Raw genomic sequence first — 16,621 nt, 5'->3', positions numbered from 1 at the left:
ATGCAATTGCGTAACTCCTCCCGGCGCTACGGAATAATATCCATAAGTTTGCACTGGATATTTGCTCTTGCCGTCTACGGTATGTTTGGACTTGGACTCTGGATGGTCACGCTCAGCTATTACGATGGCTGGTATCACCAGGCGCCGGAGTTGCATAAAAGCATTGGTGTCCTGCTGATGCTGGGGCTGGTTTTCCGCGTGATCTGGCGACATATTTCCCCGCCGCCCGCTGCGCCAAAGACCCACATTAAATTTACCCGCCTCAGTGCCGTCGCCGCGCATATTGCCCTCTATGCACTGCTGTTTGGCATCCTGATTAGCGGCTATCTCATTTCGACGGCTGACGGTAAGCCGATTAACGTCTTCGGCCTGTTCGACGTTCCGGCAACACTGAGCGATGCCGGGGCGCAGGCCGACACGGCGGGGGTCATTCACCTCTGGCTTGCCTGGAGCGTGGTGATCCTGTCCGTACTTCACGGGCTTGCCGCCCTCAAACACCATTTTATTGACAAAGACGATACGCTAAAGCGCATGCTTGGCCGCTCGTCAGTTGACTCTGGAGCATAAAATGAAAAAACACCTGCTGGGTATCGCACTGGGTTCTCTGTTATTCACCGCCGGTTCCGCCGTGGCGGCGGATTATAAAATTGATAAAGAGGGCCAGCACGCTTTCGTCAATTTCCGTATTCAGCACCTGGGATATAGCTGGCTGTACGGCACCTTTAAGGATTTTGACGGCACGTTCACCTTTGACGAAAAAAATCCCGCGGCCGATAAAGTCAATGTGACGATTAATACGAACAGCGTCGACACAAACCACGCAGAGCGCGATAAACACCTGCGCAGTGGGGAGTTCCTCAACGTCGCGAAATTCCCGCAGGCGACCTTCACTTCTACTGAGGTGAAGAAAGACGGCGATAAGCTGAATATTACCGGCAACCTGACGCTTAACGGCGTAACCAAACCGGTCACGCTTGATGCGAAATTACTGGGTCAGGGTGATGACCCGTGGGGAGGTAAACGCGCAGGTTTTGAAGCGGCAGGGAAAATTCACCTGAAAGATTTTAATATCACAACGGATTTAGGCCCGGCGTCTCAGGACGTGGAGCTGATTATTTCCGTTGAAGGTGTACAGCAGAAATCGTAATAACGTCGCCCGGCAGGCTTTCACCGTGCCGGGCGTTATTATCATTCCGGGTCAGGGATACCCAGTTTGGTATTCAGACGACCGCGTGATTTATTGAAAATCTTGTTGCCGTTTTCACGTCCTGCGCGACGGCGACGCTGCTCTTCTTCCGGCAGGATGCTCTCTTCGCTGCACAGCTCGCTACAGCAACCGTTAAACTTCTCGGCACAGGCCGGGCACTGAATGAACAGCAGATGGCAACCGTCATTTTTGCAGTTGGTGTGGGTATCGCACGGCGCGCCGCACTGGTGGCACTGGGCAATGACGTCGTCCGAAATACGTTCGCCCATACGCTCGTCAAAGACAAAGTTTTTCCCGATAAAGCGTACCGGCAGCCCCTGCTCACGGGCGCGGCGTGCGTACTCGATAATGCCGCCTTCAATGTGCCAGACCTTATTAAAGCCGTTGTGCTTCATCCACGCGCTGGCTTTCTCACAGCGGATACCGCCGGTGCAGTACATAACGATCTTTTTATCTTTATGCTCCTGCATCATCTCAACCGCTTTCGGCAGCTGCTCGCGGAAGGTATCGGCCGGGATTTCCATCGCGTTCTCGAAATGCCCCACCTCATACTCATAGTGGTTACGCATATCAATAAACACGGCATCCGGATCGTCCAGCATCGCATTCACTTCCGCCGCCTTCAGGTATTCACCGACGTCCGCCGGGTTAAACTCAGGATCGTCGATACCGTCCGCCACGATGCGTTCACGCACCTTCATGCGCAGCACCCAGAAGGATTTCCCGTCATCATCCAGGGCAATGTTCAGGCGTAAGCCGTTAAGGGCCGGGTCAAACTGATAAAGTACGTCACGGAAGGCGCTGACTTTGCTTTCCGGTACGCTAATCTGCGCGTTAATGCCTTCACGGGCAAGGTAGACGCGGCCGAAGACGTTCAGCGCTGTGAACGCCTGATAAAGCGCATCGCGGGTCGCCTGCGGATCGTCGATCGTGAAGTATTTATAGAATGAGATGGTGGTGCGCGGTTCGGTTTCAGCCAACATACGCGCTTTTAACATCTCATTCGACACGCGGTTGTGTAACACTGGCATGGTGTACAGTCCTGGAATCGTTAGAGAGAAGGAAAATTCGGTCGGCATCATATAGCAAACAAAACCAATTTACATCCACACAATTTACGCTACATTTCACACACCCTGATTAATCAGGCTTAACAATTGCTGTATTCGTGCACGCTTCGAAAGCAGATATTTTGGCTACGCCTCAAAAAATGAGACACTAGCAAAACAGGACGTTTGAACACAGGAAAGACATGACCCAGTTACCAACATTTACTGCCGCCCTTTTGCATCCCCGTTATTGGTTGACCTGGCTTGGCATCGGCTTTTTATGGCTTCTGGTACAGCTTCCCTACCCTGTTATTTTTCGGTTGGGTAAATTTCTGGGCCGTTTCGCACAGTTGTTTATGAAGCGTCGCGCCAGAATCGCGTACCGCAACCTTGAGCTGTGTTTTCCCCAGATGAGCGAATCAGAGCGTCACGACATGGTCGCAAAGAATTTCGAATCCGTCGGGATGGGGCTTATGGAAACCGGCATGGCGTGGTTCTGGCCGGACAAACGCATGGCTCGCTGGAGTGAGGTGACGGGAACCGGCATGGATCCGGTGCATACGCTTCAGGCCAACCAGACGGGCGTTCTGCTGATCGGCGTCCATTTTCTGACGCTGGAAATCGGGGCGCGTATGTTCGGCATGCAGGCGCCCGGCATTGGCGTTTATCGCCCTAACGATAACCCGGTCATCGATTTAATCCAGACCAACGGCCGCATGCGCTCTAACAAAAGCATGATCGACCGTAAAGATCTGAAGGGAATGATCCGCGCGCTGAAATCCGGTGAAGTGGTCTGGTATGCCCCCGACCACGACTATGGCCCACAGGCCAGCGTTTTTGTCCCCTTCTTCGCCGTTGAAGAGGCCGCGACAACCACCGGTACCTGGATGCTGGCGCGGATGTCCAAAGCCGCCATCGTGCCTTTTGTTCCCCGCCGTAAGCCGGACGGTTCAGGCTACGAGCTGATGATGCTGGAGCCGGAACTCGCACCGCCGCTTGACGATGCAGAAACCACCGCACGCTGGATGAACAGCGTTGTGGAGAAGTGCATCATGCTCGCCCCGGAGCAGTATATGTGGCTGCACCGTCGCTTTAAAACCCGGCCAAAAGGCACGCCTTCCCGCTATTGATTTTCAACGTGCGGCCCTCAGGGCCGCATGCTGTTTTAGCTTTAAAAGCTCCCCCTCATTGCGGCAATCATAACCCAGGCGCATAATTAGCAGGCTTATTACTTCATGCTTCAGGTGCTCAGCACCTCATTATGCGGATTGTTATGTCACCCTCAGATGCCCCCATAAACTGGAAGCGTAACCTCACGGTTGCGTGGCTTGGCTGTTTTCTCACCGGTGCAGCGTTTAGCCTGGTCATGCCTTTCCTGCCGCTTTACGTCGAACAGCTGGGCGTGACGGGCCACAGCGCGCTCAATATGTGGTCCGGCCTGGTATTCAGCATCACGTTCCTGTTTTCCGCGATGGCCTCGCCCTTCTGGGGTGGCCTTGCCGACCGCAAGGGGCGAAAAATCATGCTGCTCCGCTCGGCGCTGGGGATGGCCATTATCATGGCGCTGATGGGCGTGGCGCAAAACGTCTGGCAGTTCCTGATTTTGCGCGCGTTGCTGGGCCTACTGGGAGGCTTTATTCCCAATGCCAATGCCCTGATTGCCACACAAATTCCTCGCCATAAGAGCGGCTGGGCGCTGGGCACGCTCTCAACCGGCGGCGTGAGCGGTGCCCTGCTGGGGCCACTGGCCGGCGGACTCCTGGCCGACAGCTATGGCCTGCGCCCGGTGTTCTTCATCACCGCCAGCGTGCTGTTCCTGTGCTTTATCGTCACCCTGCTCTGTATTCGGGAAAACTTCACGCCCGTTGCGAAGAAAGAGATGCTCCACGCCAGGGAGGTGCTGACCTCGCTCAAAAATCCCAGACTGGTGCTGAGCCTGTTCGTGACGACCCTGATTATTCAGGTTGCAACCGGATCGATTGCCCCTATCCTCACGCTGTACGTTCGCGATCTGGCGGGCAACGTCAGCAATATTGCATTTATTAGCGGGCTGATCGCCTCCGTGCCTGGCGTGGCGGCATTGCTCAGCGCCCCGAGGCTGGGGAAACTGGGAGACCGCGTCGGCCCGGAAAAAATTCTGATCTGTGCGCTGGTGATCTCCGTCCTGCTGCTGATCCCCATGTCGATGGTGCACTCGCCCTGGCAGCTTGGTGTTCTGCGCTTTTTGCTGGGCGCCGCCGACGGCGCGTTACTGCCCGCCGTTCAGACCCTGCTGGTCTACAACTCCACAAACCAGATTGCCGGGCGTATTTTCAGCTATAACCAGTCGTTTCGCGACATCGGTAACGTCACCGGGCCGCTCCTCGGGGCTGGCATTTCCGCCAGCTTCGGTTTTCGCGCCGTCTTTATCGTGACGGCAGGCGTAGTGCTGTTTAATGCGATCTATTCGTGGTTCAGTTTATCCCGCGCGTTACGGCCGGTGGCGGAATAAGACGAACGCCTGAAGCTTATTTTCGTATTCATACTTGCAGAATCAGATATTCAGCTATTCTTTCCCTGAAACCTTCTGGAAAACAGGGAGACACCAATGACCATGTACGCCACGCTGGAAGAAGCTATTGATGCCGCTCGTGAAGAGTTCCTCGCCGACAACCCCGGCGTTGAAGAAGAAGATGCTGACGTGCAACAACTTAATATCCAAAAATACGTTCTGCAGGATGGGGATATTATGTGGCAGGCCGAATTCTTTGCCGATGAAGGTGAAGAAGGGGAATGCCTGCCGGTCCTGAGCGGTGAAGGTGCGCAGGCCGTCTTTGACGGTGACTATGATGAAATCGAACTGCGGCAGGAATGGCTGGAAGAGAACACCCTGCACGAGTGGGATGAGGGCGAATTTCAGCTCGAGCCACCACTCGATACGGAAGAAGGTCAAACCGCAGCCGATGAGTGGGACGAGCGTTAATTTACGCTACTCGTAAGGGCCGTGGCTGGCATCGATCGGCAGCAGCAGCGTGTCGAAAATTAGCGAGAATGGCAGATCCAGCACGGTGAGGTAGCGCCATGCGGAGTCACGGAGATCCCATTTCACGCCCGGGTAATACTGATTCCCGTGGCCTTGCCCTGGAATGGTGCGGCTGATGATGCTGCCGCAGCCGCTGAGCAGGCATGCCATCAGAACGACGATGATTATTCTCATGAGTAACCTCTAAAAAAATACCGGCGATTAAGCCGGTATTTTATCTGGCGGGTGGCGCTTCGCTTACCCGCTCTACTTAACCACTTACTTCGCCTTCAACGCCAGCGGGTTCAGCTTCAGTTCTTTATAGTAGTTTACCCACGAAGAGTATCTCTCCGGAGCGGACCACACGCGGTAGTGAAGACGCGCCATCGTGACCGGGTCGCTCAACAGGACCAGACGACGGTCACGGTTGAGTTTTTCCGGGGTCTCGTTCAGCGCCTGCTCAACGTGACGATCGCGGGCAATCTCCAGCACCTGGCTGGCACGGTGGCGCGCAGTGGCCATCGCCGTTGCCAGGGCGTTGAATGACGGGTTAAACACGGCGTGCATAAAGCCGTCATCCAGCGTGCGATTGCGGTTCTGCTCGAGATAACGATCGGTATCCACCAGCACCTGCGGCGGGGAATACTCTTCCGGGATCAGGAACAGCTTCCAGCGTTTGGTCCGTAGCCCCACCGTCGAACGGCTGGAGATCACGGAGACAAACGGCGACAGGATCAGCGAGAAGACAATCGGCGCCAGCCAGAACAGGAAGCGCAGATCCAGCCACGCCATCCCGGCTGCCCACACCAGACCCAGCAGCAGCTGAGAACCGTGGCGCATAAAGGCTTCGCTCCACGGCGTGGAGTCGTCATCACGCTGCGGTGAGTTCCAGACCACTTCCCAGCCCAGGAACGCACTGACCACGAACACGGTGTGGAACAGCATACGCACCGGTGCCAGCAGCACGGAGAACAGCACTTCCAGCAGCAGTGAAAGGGTCACGCGGAAGAAACCGCCGTACTCTTTCGAGCCTTTGCACCAGATCAGGATGATGCTGAGCAGCTTAGGCAGGAACAGCAGCACCATGGTGGAGGCAAACAGCGCAATCGCCAGTTCCGGGCGCCACTGTGGCCACACCGGGAACAGCTGCCGCGGTTGCAGGAAGTATTGCGGCTCGGTCAGGGCATGCACGACCTGCAGCGCAGTGGAGAGCGCAAGGAACATAAACCACAGCGGTGCGGAGAGATAAGACATCACGCCCGTCAGGAACACTGCACGGTGAACCGGGTGCATCCCTTTCACCAGGAACAGGCGGAAGTTCATCAGGTTACCGTGACACCAGCGGCGGTCACGTTTGAGCTCGTCCAGCAGGTTCGGCGGCAGCTCCTCGTACGATCCCGGCAGGTCGTAGGCAATCCAGACGCCCCAGCCAGCACGACGCATCAGCGCCGCTTCCACGAAGTCATGCGACAGAATAGAACCGGCAAACGAACCCTCGCCCGGCAGCGGCGCCAGCGCACAGTGTTCAATGAACGGCTTCACGCGGATAATCGCGTTGTGACCCCAGTAGTGCGATTCACCCAGTTGCCAGAAGTGCAGACCCGCCGTAAACAGCGGCCCGTAAACACGGGTGGCGAACTGCTGGCAGCGCGCATAGAGCGTGTCCATACCGGAGGCTTTTGGCGAAGACTGAATGATACCCGCGTTCGGGTTGGCTTCCATCAGACGCACCAGACCGCTCAGGCAGTCACCGCTCATGACGGAGTCCGCATCCAGCACGACCATATAGCTGTACTGATTACCCCAGCGACGGCAGAAGTCATCGATGTTACCGCTTTTACGCTTCACACGACGGCGGCGGCGACGGTAGAAGATCTGCCCTTCGCCCTGCACTTCCGCAATCAGCTCCATCCACGCTTTTTGTTCCGCCACGCAGATATCCGGGTTGTAACTGTCGCTCAGGATGTAGACGTCGAAATGCTCCGCGTTGCCGGTCGCCTTTACGGATTCCCAGGTGGCACGCAGGCCCGCAAACACGCGATCAACGTCTTCGTTACAGATAGGCATAATCAGCGCGGTACGGTGCTCAGGATTGAGGGGTTCATCCCCGACCGTAGACGCCGAAATGCTGTATTTGTCACGCCCCATCAGCAGCTGCAGGAAGCCCATCAGCGCGGTCCAGAAACCAGCCGAGACCCAGCAGAAGAGAACCGCGAACAGCAGAAGGATGCCGCTCTGCAGGATGTACGGCAGCAGCTGCATGAAGGAGACCCAGAGATCCTGGCCCATCATGTCCGTCGGGTTGATAAACGCCCAGCCCTGATAAGGCAGGATGGTTTTCATATACCAGGTCGCGACGACCGTCTGCGCCAGCGTCAGCAGCAGCAGGATGTAGCGACGGATGGTCCCCACGGTACGCCATTTCTGTTCGGAAGCCTGCTCTTCTTTCGTCAGGCGTGACAGGTAGCGGGGCGTCACATCACGCCCGCGCAGGCGATCCCAGAAGCGGCCCACCGGGTTGGTGCGCCATGGATCGGGAAACATTGAGGAACGCGTGGCCTTCGGCATCGCCTGAAGCTGATCGCGCCCTTCGTCGTCTTTAATCAACTGCCCTTCTGCCAGCGAGTCCGGCCAGGCCTGCTCCAGACGTGCCTTTACTGACCCCAGCGGCGTATCATCATCACGGGAAAACTGACGATGTTCACCATCCAGCGCGGTGTGAACCGCGCGGATGTCGCTCTTAGGCAGTGCCGCTTTTTCGATATCCGTCAGCGGCATGGCATCAATATATTCAGATGTATTATTCATTGGCAGGTAGCTGATAGCTCCAGGTTTCACTCAGTGGCTGATCGTTACTGACCAGCGCTGCACGCATTTCAGTGGTCTGTTTCGGATCTTTCACTTTCACGCGCAGGGTCAGACGCCAGCCTTTGGTTACCGGGTTGTAACGCACGGTATTCTCAACGATTTCACCGTTATCACCGATGCTGGCCTGAGCGGCAACGGCGGTGTCCGGTGACAGTTTCTTCATATCCTGGCCTGTGAAGTCCACGACAAAGGCCACGGTACCGTCAGGCTGACGGATAAGATTAGACTGCTTCACATCACCCGTTGAGCGGCGAGTCTGCATAACATACGCGTTATCCGGCGCATGCAGCTTATCTTCGTCGCGGCTGAAGGTGATGGTGTACTTGAAGTTCATCTCTTTACCGGCTTCCGGCAACTGATCCGGCGTCCAGTAAGCGACAATGTTATCGTTGGTTTCGTCATTGGTCGGAATTTCTACCAGCTCGACCTTACCTTTACCCCAGTCACCGTTTGGCGTGACCCAGGCGCTTGGGCGCTGGTCATAGCGGTCGTCCAGATCTTCAAAGCGGGAGAACTGACGACCACGCTGCAGCAGGCCAAAACCTTGTGGGTTTTCCATTGCGAAGCTGCTCACCGCCAGATGTTTCGGGTTGTTCAGCGGACGCCAGATCCACTCGCCGTTACCGGCGTGAATAGACAGACCGTTGGAATCATGCAGTTCCGGGCGGAAGTTGGTTGCTGGTGACGGCTGGTTCGGCCCAAACAGGAACATACTGGTCAGCGGCGCAACGCCCAGCTTGCCCACTTTATCACGCAGGTAAACCTTAGACTGCACGTCAACCACCGTGTCACGACCCGGCATGATCACAAAGCGATAGGCGCCGGTCGCACGCGGAGAATCCAGCAGCGCATATATAGTCAGACGTTTGTCCGTTGGTTTTGGACGTTCAATCCAGAACTCACGGAAACGTGGGAATTCTTCACCTGATGGCAGCGCGGTATCAATAGCCAGTCCGCGCGCAGAAAGCCCGTATACCTGCCCCGCGCCAATCACGCGGAAATAGCTGGCACCAAGCATGCTGACGATTTCGTCGTTTTTATCTTTGCTGTTGATCGGGTAAAGCACCTTAAAGCCAGCGAAGCCCAGGTCTTTCACCGTATCTTTGTCGTGTTGCACATTGCCAAAATTGAAGTAATCCGGGCTGTATTTAATCTTACGTACCGCTGTGGCCGTCACTTCATTGATGGCAACTGGCGTGTCGAAATACATACCCTGATGATAAAACTCAAGCTTGAACGGGGTCTTGATGTTGCTCCAGTAGGCTTTGTCGTGATTGAACTGGATCTGCTGATAGTCCGCATATTTCATATCGCGGAAAACGGAGGGCAAGTTACTTTTCGGCGCTTCGTAGCTCTTGCCCGCCATCGATTTTGCCTGTTTTGCGACATCGTCGATGTTAAAGGCCAGTGCCGATGAGGTATACAGTGATAACACCACTGCAGCACCTAACCAACGCATTTTCTTCATCTGTGGTTTATGTTTCATAATAAGTAAGCACTTCCCCCTTTGTGTGCTTATATCGATCCGATCCATTTTAATGGAAACTCAGGCAATCCGACAACATTATCACTGCTTTGTTCAGCTGCTGGCTCATGGATTAAGCAAATGAAAGAACCCATTATTCACTTTGCGTGCTTATCCTGGAGACAGGGTGTCGGTCTTGGTGTAGGGTTGCTTTCGAATGTAACCATTATGAGTCTTAGGGATAAGACGAAAAGTCTGAGAATGCACAACGTTATATGAGCACAACACCAACAGAACGTGAATATTTCCTCGACTCGATCCGGGCATGGCTGATGCTATTGGGGATCCCTTTTCACATATCACTGATTTACTCCAGCCACACCTGGCATGTGAATAGCCAGATGCCGTCCTGGTGGCTGACGCTGTTTAATGACTTTATTCACGCCTTCCGTATGCAGGTGTTTTTTGTCATCTCCGGCTATTTCTCTTACATGCTGTTTCTGCGATACCCGCTTAAACGCTGGTGGAAGGTGCGCGTCGAGCGCGTGGGGATCCCCATGCTGACCGCGATTCCGCTGCTGACGCTGCCTCAGTTCATTATGCTGCAGTACGTCAAAGGCAAAGCGGAGAACTGGCCGAATCTGTCGCTGTATGAAAAGTACAATACGCTGGTCTGGGAGCTGGTGTCTCACCTGTGGTTCCTGCTGGTCCTGGTGGTGCTCACCACGGTGAGTCTGTTCATTTTTAGCCGCCTGCGCCACCACCTGAGTTCGACAGCCGACGCCTTTTTCGCCAACGTTACGATGGGCAAACTGTCAGTGCTCTTCTTGCTGTTGGGGATCGCTTATGCTGCCGTGCGACGGACCCTGCTTATCGTCTATTCGCCGATTTTAAGCGACGGGCTCTTTAATTTCGTGGTGATGCAGTCGCTGTTCTACATCCCGTTCTTTTTAATCGGCGCGCTGGCGTTTATTTATCCGAAGCTGAAAGCACTGTTTACCACTCCGTCACCGTGGTGCGCGATAGGTGCGGCCTTCGCGTTCGCAGCCTATCTGCTGAATCAGCGCTACGGCAGCGGCGACGCCTGGATGTACGAAACGGAAAGCGTGATCACCATGCTGCTGGGTTTGTGGATGGTGAACGTGGTATTCGCGCTCGGCCACCGCCTGCTGAACTTTAAGTCCAGCCGCGTGACCTACTTCGTCAATGCTTCGCTGTTTATTTATCTGGTGCATCACCCGTTAACGCTTTTCTTCGGGGCTTATATCACCCCGCATATCGCCTCTAACACGCTGGGGTTCTTTACCGGTCTGGTGTTTGTCGTGGGGATTGCGATCGTGCTCTATGAAATCCATCTGCGGATCCCGCTCCTGCGTTTCCTCTTTTCAGGAAAACCACAGGTAAAAGCCTCATAAACAACCGGCGCACTGAGTGCGCCGCGCTTTCTTCAGGTGTCCAGTTCCTGCCCGCGCTGGGTCAGCAACCGTTGATAAAGGTGGGTAGTTTCTTCGTCGAAACAGACAAAGATAACCTTCTCAGGCATCGGTTTTAGCGACAGGTAGCGGTAAACGGTTTCGACGGCGATCGTCGCGGCAGCCGCCTTAGGATAGCCATACACACCGGTACTGATGGCCGGAAACGCCATTGTTTTATAGCCGTTGTCGGCAGCCAGCCGCAGACAGTTCCGGTACGCCTCTTCCAGAATACTCGCCTCATGCCGATCGCCACCGTGCCAGACAGGCCCTACGGCGTGAATGACCGCTCTGGCAGGCAGATCGCCCGCAAGCGTAATGACCGCATGACCGGGAGGACACTCACCCTGCTGTTGCCGCACGGTTTTGCAGGCTTCCAGCAGCTGCGGTCCGGCAGCCCGGTGGATAGCCCCGTCCACACCGCCTCCCCCCATCAGGGAGGGATTGGCCGCATTGACGATGACGTCGACATGCATGGTCGTAATATCGCCATGAATAACTTCAATTTGCGGTTTCATAAAGCCCCTCTGCAACCCGCCTTTTTCTTAAGTGTATCGCAGGGCTGCCCGGGAGAAAAAACTATCAGAAAAAATCCTCTTCCGCACAAAGCGGAAGAGAGAGCGTTATCGATACTGTATTTCGACAACCGCGAGCGTTTTTTCAGGGTTGAGGTATTTCATGCGCAGCGATGCCAGGTTCGAATCAGACACATGGCCATTAAGCGCCTCTTCATAGCTGACCATGCGCGTTTGCATACGATTATTATCCGGGCAGGACAAGGCAAACTGTCTCTGCTGCGGCGAAACTTCACAGGGGTCGGCAACAATGGCACCGCGAAAATGAATGACGCCACCGTTCACAATGGTAGCGGAATAAACCGGGAGGCTAAAAACAGAAACGATCAGGCCCAGACCCGTCACGAGTCGAGCGAAAGAGTGGTTCATTATAGGTACTCCTCAATGAAAATCGTCCTTGAGGGGTAAACGCACTTCATTATGACAAACGAAGTCTCACGTTAAGGAACATAATGACCTGGTCCCTGATATCAGCATAGCTCAACGGTGCAGACCCGCCACATTCGCAAACCATTGATTCCATGAATGTTTAGATCGAACTTCCCGCTGGCGACCACTGTTGTGATAAATGAAGCGATTTTCCATCTGAGACGGTGACAACGATTTTTACCGTGTCTCCTGCGTTAATATTTAAACTCAGGCGCATTAAATCAATCGTCTGATTAGCGGGGATAAAAAGGGTATTTTGCTGTCGGGACGAACTTTGTCCCCCCTGCCCTTCCCGAACGGAAACAATCTGAACCTGACAATCACACGGCTGCGCCAGAGTGACCTGGGGAATAATGGTGGTCATATTTTCCTGCTGCGACGTTTTGAAGGTTATCTGGCTGGAAAGCGCGGCAAGGAGAATTAAGGTATTCATGATGAACTCCCGAAAAAAAACAGGGCATCAGCCCTGTTTTTTTGTAGCACAGATTTCAGTATCAGTACTGATGAGCTGTCGCGTGGTTACCGAAGCCGATCTGAGTAACGTTGACAGTAGAGTTAGAAGCAGTCTGGTCTACGAGGGCACCGTTAAAGCCGCCGGACTGGCTAACGTTCATAACAGATTTTTTACTGTTCCACTGATCAAGTGTTGCACTGTTGCCAAATCCTTTCTGGCTCAGGTTGATTTTACTGTCATCAGAACCCTGACCAACGTCAGCGCCGTTACCGCCACCTTTCTGGGTAATATTCAGCACAGAATTTCTGGCGTCTGTCTGCAGAGCAACCGCGGAGTTACCGCCACCGTCCTGATAAATATTCAGGGTTGAATTTGGGCCACTGTATCCGCCATGACCATGTCCATGACCCCAGCCGCCCTGATTAATAGAACCCGCCATAGCACTACCAGAAACTACGATTGCTGCAAGCGCTGCCACTTTGAGAAATTTCATGGTAAACCCCCATCGGATTGATTAAAGTCGTCGCGAAGGCGCTAATGTTGAATAACGTTAATCGCCATTTGCGACTGTTTCTGCACTACAACTGCGGTTTTCTGCGTACCGTACTGCGTAATATTTGCTCTATTACCCGACCCTTTCTGGATAATTTTCGCGCTATTACCGTATCCATCTTGCGTAATACCTGCATCATTCGCGTTACCGCTCTGATCGATCCAGGCAATATTGTAACCCCCTGATTGATCAACTCTCGCTCTGTTACCTGCCCCATCCTGGGAAACAATGGACAAGAGTTTTGAACCCTCCTGGCGAACCTGAGCGTCATTGAAAACACCCTGTTGACCAATAATGGCTGCCTGATTGAGTGATGAAAGACTTAATTCGTTAACCGCAAAGTTATATTCAGGATTGGCTAAATCTGAATTCGCTGCGGTTACAAATCCAGGCGCACCCAGTAATGTAAACACCATAAATAACGATGTGTATTTCATGTTGTCACCCTGGACCTGGTTATTGAATCACGCCATAACCGTATAACCGAGTTAATTGTAAAAACGATTCGTATTGTGTTAACGCGTCGTTACGGTGAAGAGTATGTCCGCTGAAACATTTTAAATATCTCACCCGCGCGGCTTATTTTTATTTTTCAGATCACCACAAAGTCGTAATTTCCATCAAAAAACACTTTATTCAGGCCAGCTTATATTTTTTATTGCAGGTGTTTTGCGAAAGGGTTGTACAGCGAGGCGAAGGCTGTCCACGGGTCTTCCCGGGGTGTTTAAACGTAACGGCTGAAGAACATTTTTTCTCAGTGCGTGACACGACACCTGTTTTCTTAAGCCAGACCACTGCTCATTCCTGGACTTAGAACCAACCTGTAACTCATACTTAATTATCGTTTCATCAAAATAACAAATAACTGTATAAATCAAATAATTATAAATATTTGTATGATTTTTAAAATCTGTGCACCTCTATTAATATGTACAACTTTCTCATCATTTCTCGCCATTCATTACAAGCTAATTTCACAAATTAATATTGATTTTTACATTCAGTTACATGTTTAACACTTGCTTTAAACTTCGTAAAAGCTAGATTGAAATTAGATGTACGAAATTGGTTTTATATTTACCTCCCTGTGGAGGTTATGGTCTGATTCTACACACAGCAGTGCAACATCTGTCAGTACTTCTGGTGTCCTCTAATAAACAGGAGGGCAGCTGCCAGGTGCCAAAAAAAGTGGGGTTTCATCATGTATAATGAAGTCCATAGTTTACATGGTCATACATTACTGTTGATCACAAAACCTTCTTTGCAAGCGACAGCGTTATTACAACATTTAAAGCAATCTTTATCACTGAACGGGAAATTGCATAATATTCAACGTTCTTTTGATGATATTGCCCCTGGCAGCATCATTCTGTTCGATATGATGGAAGCTGATAAAAAGCTTATCCATTACTGGCAAGATATTTTAAGCAGGAAAAACAATAATATCCGCGTGCTATTGTTGAATACACCTGACGAATATCCCTTCAGAGATATTGAAAGCTGGCCGCATATCAATGGCGTGTTCTACGTCACGGAAGAAGAAGACCGGGTGGTTGAGGGCCTGCAAGGTATATTGCGCGGCGAGTGTTATTTTTCGCAAAAGCTTGCAAGCTATCTCATTACGCACTCCGGAAATTATCGCTATAACAGCTCAGAGTCAGCACTGCTCACGCACCGTGAGAAAGAGATCCTGAATAAGTTACGCATTGGTGCTTCAAATATTGAAATCGCCCGTTCGTTATTTATCAGCGAAAATACGGTAAAGACGCACCTTTATAATCTTTTCAAGAAGATAGCTGTGAAAAACCGAACTCAGGCGGTTTCGTGGGCTAACGATAACCTCAGGCGTTAATCACATGAAACGCACGTTGAGTTGGATCGCCGCAGCGAGTTTCCTGCTCGCTGCAGGGAATCTGAAGGCCGTCGAGGTCGAAGTTCCCGGATTGTTAACAGACCACACTGTCTCATCGGTCGGGCACAGTTTTTACCGGGCCTTCAGTGACAAATGGGACAGTACCTATACCGGAAATATAACAATCAACGAGCGGCCCAGTGCACGATGGGGAAGTTGGATAACAATAACGGCCAATCAGTACGTTATTTATCAAACGTTTTTATTCCCCACAAAAATGGACTTCGATAAAAACGTAGCCTTAGCACTGGCACAATCAGAAGACGCTATTAATCGCCTGCAAATAGATAAAGCCCTATTAAGCACCAGCGATTTAGCAAAAGACGAGTTCTAGCGAACCGATATGCGGAGGCTGTCATGCGTATTGCATATGCAGTTGTTTCGATAATGCTGATCACCCCCATAAGCTGGGCCGGAAACATGACGTTTCAGTTCCGTAACCCAAACTTTGGCGGTAACCCTAACAACGGTGCGTTTCTGCTGAATGAGGCTCAGGCGCAAAACTCCTATAAGGATCCAAGCTTAAAGGATTTTAGCATTGATACCCCATCCGCCCTGGACAACTTCACTCAGGCTATCCAGTCGCAGATTTTAGGCGGATTATTGACCAACATTAATACCGGTAAACCCGGCCGGATGGTGACCAACGATTTTATCGTTGATATCGCCAACACTGATGGACAGCTTCAGCTGAACGTGACCGATCGTAAAACCGGAAGAATATCCACCATTCAGGTTTCCGGTCTTCAAAGTAATTCAACTGACTTTTAAACAATAGCTAAATAAGGACAACGATCATGCAGCGCTTCCTGATATTTGTTGCAGTGTGCTTATTGAGCGGTTGTTTAACTGCTCCACCTAAAGAAGCTGCAAAACCAACATTAATGCCTCGGGCCCAGAGTTATCGTGATTTAACGCATTTACCTGCTCCAACGGGGAAAATATTTGTCTCCGTATACAACATTCAGGACGAAACAGGGCAATTCAAACCTTACCCGGCAAGTAACTTCTCCACGGCCGTGCCGCAAAGCGCCACCGCGATGCTGGTTACCGCACTCAAGGATTCGCACTGGTTTATTCCGCTGGAACGTCAGGGTCTTCAGAACCTGTTGAATGAACGGAAAATCATTCGTGCCGCACAGGAGAATGGTACCGTCGCGGCCAATAACCGCACGCCTCTGGAATCTCTGGCGGCAGCAAACGTGATGATTGAAGGATCGATTATTGGTTACGAAAGTAACGTTAAATCGGGTGGTGCGGGCGCGCGGTACTTCGGTATCGGTGCAGATACCCAATATCAGCTCGACCAAATCGCCGTTAACCTGCGTGTGGTCAACGTCAGTACAGGCGAAGTGCTCTCTTCGGTAACCACCAGCAAAACCATACTGTCCTATGAAGTTCAGGCAGGGGTATTCCGCTTCATCGATTACCAGCGTTTGCTTGAGGGTGAAATTGGTTACACCTCTAACGAGCCGGTCATGATGTGTCTGATGTCAGCCATTGAAACCGGCGTGATCTTCTTAATCAACGACGGTATTGACCGCGGGCTGTGGGATCTGCAAAACAAAGCAGACGTGCAGAACCCGATACTGGTGAAATACCGCGATATGTCAGTCCCTCCGGAATCCTGACAGGA

At 52.3% G+C, this 16,621-nt stretch carries 19 protein-coding genes; 10 read left to right on the top strand and 9 right to left on the bottom strand.

What is annotated here, in order from left to right; genetic code table 11:
- Positions 1-567 carry a cytochrome b gene (locus ACMWJS_RS01285; protein WP_414746484.1) on the top strand — a complete coding sequence of 189 codons (567 nt, stop codon included), beginning with the start codon at positions 1-3 and terminating at the stop codon, positions 565-567.
- 1 nt (position 568) lies between these two features.
- Entirely contained in the window at positions 569-1,147 is a 579-nt protein-coding gene (locus tag ACMWJS_RS01280) for a YceI family protein (protein WP_045401851.1), read from the top strand.
- 41 nt (positions 1,148-1,188) lie between these two features.
- Here the strand turns inward: ACMWJS_RS01280 and ACMWJS_RS01275 are convergent, their stop codons facing one another.
- Positions 1,189-2,238: a rhodanese-related sulfurtransferase gene (locus ACMWJS_RS01275; protein ID WP_008500831.1), complete on the bottom strand. Its 1,050-nt coding sequence runs from the start codon at positions 2,236-2,238 to the stop codon at positions 1,189-1,191.
- Between the two features lie 221 nt (positions 2,239-2,459).
- Here ACMWJS_RS01275 and ACMWJS_RS01270 point away from each other — a divergent pair, with 221 nt between their 5' ends.
- The 3 genes from ACMWJS_RS01270 (at position 2,460) to ACMWJS_RS01260 (ending at position 5,218) form a co-directional block, all read left to right on the top strand.
- A complete protein-coding gene (locus tag ACMWJS_RS01270) occupies positions 2,460-3,386 on the top strand; it encodes a Kdo(2)-lipid IV(A) acyltransferase (protein ID WP_045910183.1) in 927 nt (308 codons plus the stop codon).
- 143 nt (positions 3,387-3,529) lie between these two features.
- Positions 3,530-4,747 (top strand): multidrug efflux MFS transporter MdtG, encoded by a 1,218-nt coding sequence (gene mdtG / locus ACMWJS_RS01265; protein ID WP_048222502.1) that lies wholly within the window; start codon positions 3,530-3,532, stop codon positions 4,745-4,747.
- Between the two features lie 96 nt (positions 4,748-4,843).
- Positions 4,844-5,218 carry a MysB family protein gene (locus ACMWJS_RS01260; RefSeq protein ID WP_008500834.1) on the top strand — a complete coding sequence of 125 codons (375 nt, stop codon included), beginning with the start codon at positions 4,844-4,846 and terminating at the stop codon, positions 5,216-5,218.
- Between the two features lie 6 nt (positions 5,219-5,224).
- On the opposite strand, the gene ACMWJS_RS01255 is transcribed toward ACMWJS_RS01260, so the two are convergent.
- From ACMWJS_RS01255 to mdoG, 3 genes are all read right to left on the bottom strand, one after another.
- Positions 5,225-5,452: a YceK/YidQ family lipoprotein gene (locus ACMWJS_RS01255; protein WP_008500835.1), complete on the bottom strand. Its 228-nt coding sequence runs from the start codon at positions 5,450-5,452 to the stop codon at positions 5,225-5,227.
- Between the two features lie 84 nt (positions 5,453-5,536).
- Entirely contained in the window at positions 5,537-8,065 is a 2,529-nt protein-coding gene (mdoH, locus tag ACMWJS_RS01250; RefSeq protein WP_045908288.1) for a glucans biosynthesis glucosyltransferase MdoH, read from the bottom strand.
- The gene (mdoG, locus tag ACMWJS_RS01245) at positions 8,058-9,611 is read right to left on the bottom strand and encodes a glucans biosynthesis protein MdoG (protein ID WP_045357108.1); all 1,554 of its coding nucleotides are present in this window, start codon (positions 9,609-9,611) and stop codon (positions 8,058-8,060) included. Before mdoG ends, mdoH begins: the two co-directional genes overlap by 8 nt.
- Before the next feature lie 254 nt (positions 9,612-9,865).
- Between mdoG and mdoC the strand changes: the two genes are divergently transcribed.
- Positions 9,866-11,005 (top strand): glucans biosynthesis protein MdoC, encoded by a 1,140-nt coding sequence (gene mdoC, locus ACMWJS_RS01240; RefSeq protein WP_048027372.1) that lies wholly within the window; start codon positions 9,866-9,868, stop codon positions 11,003-11,005.
- Between the two features lie 32 nt (positions 11,006-11,037).
- Here mdoC and ymdB read toward each other — a convergent pair whose 3' ends face one another.
- The 5 genes from ymdB to csgB all read right to left on the bottom strand — a co-directional run bounded on the left by ymdB (position 11,038) and on the right by csgB (position 13,510).
- Positions 11,038-11,580 carry an O-acetyl-ADP-ribose deacetylase gene (gene ymdB, locus ACMWJS_RS01235; protein ID WP_045908290.1) on the bottom strand — a complete coding sequence of 181 codons (543 nt, stop codon included), beginning with the start codon at positions 11,578-11,580 and terminating at the stop codon, positions 11,038-11,040.
- 105 nt (positions 11,581-11,685) lie between these two features.
- Positions 11,686-12,006, bottom strand: coding sequence for a type 1 fimbrial protein (locus ACMWJS_RS01230; protein WP_196352605.1), 321 nt, complete (start codon positions 12,004-12,006; stop codon positions 11,686-11,688).
- Positions 12,007-12,166: 160 nt separating this feature from the next.
- On the bottom strand, positions 12,167-12,499 hold the full coding sequence (gene csgC, locus ACMWJS_RS01225) for a curli assembly chaperone CsgC (protein ID WP_104948888.1): 333 nt from the start codon (positions 12,497-12,499) through the stop codon (positions 12,167-12,169).
- A 61-nt stretch (positions 12,500-12,560) separates the two neighbouring features.
- Positions 12,561-13,013, bottom strand: a complete 453-nt coding sequence (gene csgA, locus ACMWJS_RS01220) for a curli major subunit CsgA (RefSeq protein WP_063621360.1) — start codon at positions 13,011-13,013, stop codon at positions 12,561-12,563.
- Positions 13,014-13,054: 41 nt separating this feature from the next.
- Positions 13,055-13,510 (bottom strand): curli minor subunit CsgB, encoded by a 456-nt coding sequence (gene csgB, locus ACMWJS_RS01215; protein ID WP_048027369.1) that lies wholly within the window; start codon positions 13,508-13,510, stop codon positions 13,055-13,057.
- A 764-nt stretch (positions 13,511-14,274) separates the two neighbouring features.
- On the opposite strand from csgB, the gene csgD reads away from it, so the two are divergent.
- The 4 genes from csgD to csgG are packed head-to-tail and all read left to right on the top strand — an operon-like array spanning position 14,275 to position 16,616.
- Positions 14,275-14,925, top strand: a complete 651-nt coding sequence (gene csgD, locus ACMWJS_RS01210) for a biofilm master transcriptional regulator CsgD (RefSeq protein ID WP_021240790.1) — start codon at positions 14,275-14,277, stop codon at positions 14,923-14,925.
- Positions 14,926-14,929: 4 nt separating this feature from the next.
- Positions 14,930-15,319 (top strand): curli production assembly/transport protein CsgE, encoded by a 390-nt coding sequence (csgE, locus tag ACMWJS_RS01205; RefSeq protein WP_008500845.1) that lies wholly within the window; start codon positions 14,930-14,932, stop codon positions 15,317-15,319.
- Positions 15,320-15,342: 23 nt separating this feature from the next.
- Positions 15,343-15,756: a curli production assembly/transport protein CsgF gene (csgF, locus tag ACMWJS_RS01200; RefSeq protein WP_023311106.1), complete on the top strand. Its 414-nt coding sequence runs from the start codon at positions 15,343-15,345 to the stop codon at positions 15,754-15,756.
- Positions 15,757-15,782: 26 nt separating this feature from the next.
- Positions 15,783-16,616, top strand: a complete 834-nt coding sequence (gene csgG, locus ACMWJS_RS01195; protein ID WP_045357119.1) for a curli production assembly/transport protein CsgG — start codon at positions 15,783-15,785, stop codon at positions 16,614-16,616.
- Positions 16,617-16,621: the final 5 nt, after the last annotated feature.

Source organism: Enterobacter sp. HK-058-C-ECC (assembly GCF_047531125.1).
Taxonomy (GTDB): domain Bacteria; phylum Pseudomonadota; class Gammaproteobacteria; order Enterobacterales; family Enterobacteriaceae; genus Enterobacter; species Enterobacter quasiroggenkampii.
The sequence above is the reverse complement of the archived record's forward strand: the minus strand, read 5'-3'. Positions and strand labels throughout refer to the sequence as shown.

Excerpts from the sequence above, each read along its gene's own strand:
- csgE (WP_008500845.1), top strand. The coding sequence starts at position 14,930 with ATGAAACGCACGTTGAGTTGGATCGCCGCAGCGAGTTTCCTGCTCGCT.
- mdoG (WP_045357108.1), bottom strand. The coding sequence starts at position 9,611 with ATGAAACATAAACCACAGATGAAGAAAATGCGTTGGTTAGGTGCTGCA.
- ACMWJS_RS01255 (WP_008500835.1), bottom strand. The coding sequence starts at position 5,452 with ATGAGAATAATCATCGTCGTTCTGATGGCATGCCTGCTCAGCGGCTGC.
- ACMWJS_RS01260 (WP_008500834.1), top strand. The coding sequence starts at position 4,844 with ATGACCATGTACGCCACGCTGGAAGAAGCTATTGATGCCGCTCGTGAA.
- ACMWJS_RS01230 (WP_196352605.1), bottom strand. The coding sequence starts at position 12,006 with ATGAACCACTCTTTCGCTCGACTCGTGACGGGTCTGGGCCTGATCGTT.
- ACMWJS_RS01270 (WP_045910183.1), top strand. The coding sequence starts at position 2,460 with ATGACCCAGTTACCAACATTTACTGCCGCCCTTTTGCATCCCCGTTAT.
- mdtG (WP_048222502.1), top strand. The coding sequence starts at position 3,530 with ATGTCACCCTCAGATGCCCCCATAAACTGGAAGCGTAACCTCACGGTT.
- csgA (WP_063621360.1), bottom strand. The coding sequence starts at position 13,013 with ATGAAATTTCTCAAAGTGGCAGCGCTTGCAGCAATCGTAGTTTCTGGT.
- ACMWJS_RS01280 (WP_045401851.1), top strand. The coding sequence starts at position 569 with ATGAAAAAACACCTGCTGGGTATCGCACTGGGTTCTCTGTTATTCACC.
- ACMWJS_RS01285 (WP_414746484.1), top strand. The coding sequence starts at position 1 with ATGCAATTGCGTAACTCCTCCCGGCGCTACGGAATAATATCCATAAGT.
- ACMWJS_RS01275 (WP_008500831.1), bottom strand. The coding sequence starts at position 2,238 with ATGCCAGTGTTACACAACCGCGTGTCGAATGAGATGTTAAAAGCGCGT.
- mdoC (WP_048027372.1), top strand. The coding sequence starts at position 9,866 with ATGAGCACAACACCAACAGAACGTGAATATTTCCTCGACTCGATCCGG.
- csgC (WP_104948888.1), bottom strand. The coding sequence starts at position 12,499 with ATGAATACCTTAATTCTCCTTGCCGCGCTTTCCAGCCAGATAACCTTC.
- mdoH (WP_045908288.1), bottom strand. The coding sequence starts at position 8,065 with ATGAATAATACATCTGAATATATTGATGCCATGCCGCTGACGGATATC.
- ymdB (WP_045908290.1), bottom strand. The coding sequence starts at position 11,580 with ATGAAACCGCAAATTGAAGTTATTCATGGCGATATTACGACCATGCAT.
- csgG (WP_045357119.1), top strand. The coding sequence starts at position 15,783 with ATGCAGCGCTTCCTGATATTTGTTGCAGTGTGCTTATTGAGCGGTTGT.
- csgB (WP_048027369.1), bottom strand. The coding sequence starts at position 13,510 with ATGAAATACACATCGTTATTTATGGTGTTTACATTACTGGGTGCGCCT.
- csgF (WP_023311106.1), top strand. The coding sequence starts at position 15,343 with ATGCGTATTGCATATGCAGTTGTTTCGATAATGCTGATCACCCCCATA.
- csgD (WP_021240790.1), top strand. The coding sequence starts at position 14,275 with ATGTATAATGAAGTCCATAGTTTACATGGTCATACATTACTGTTGATC.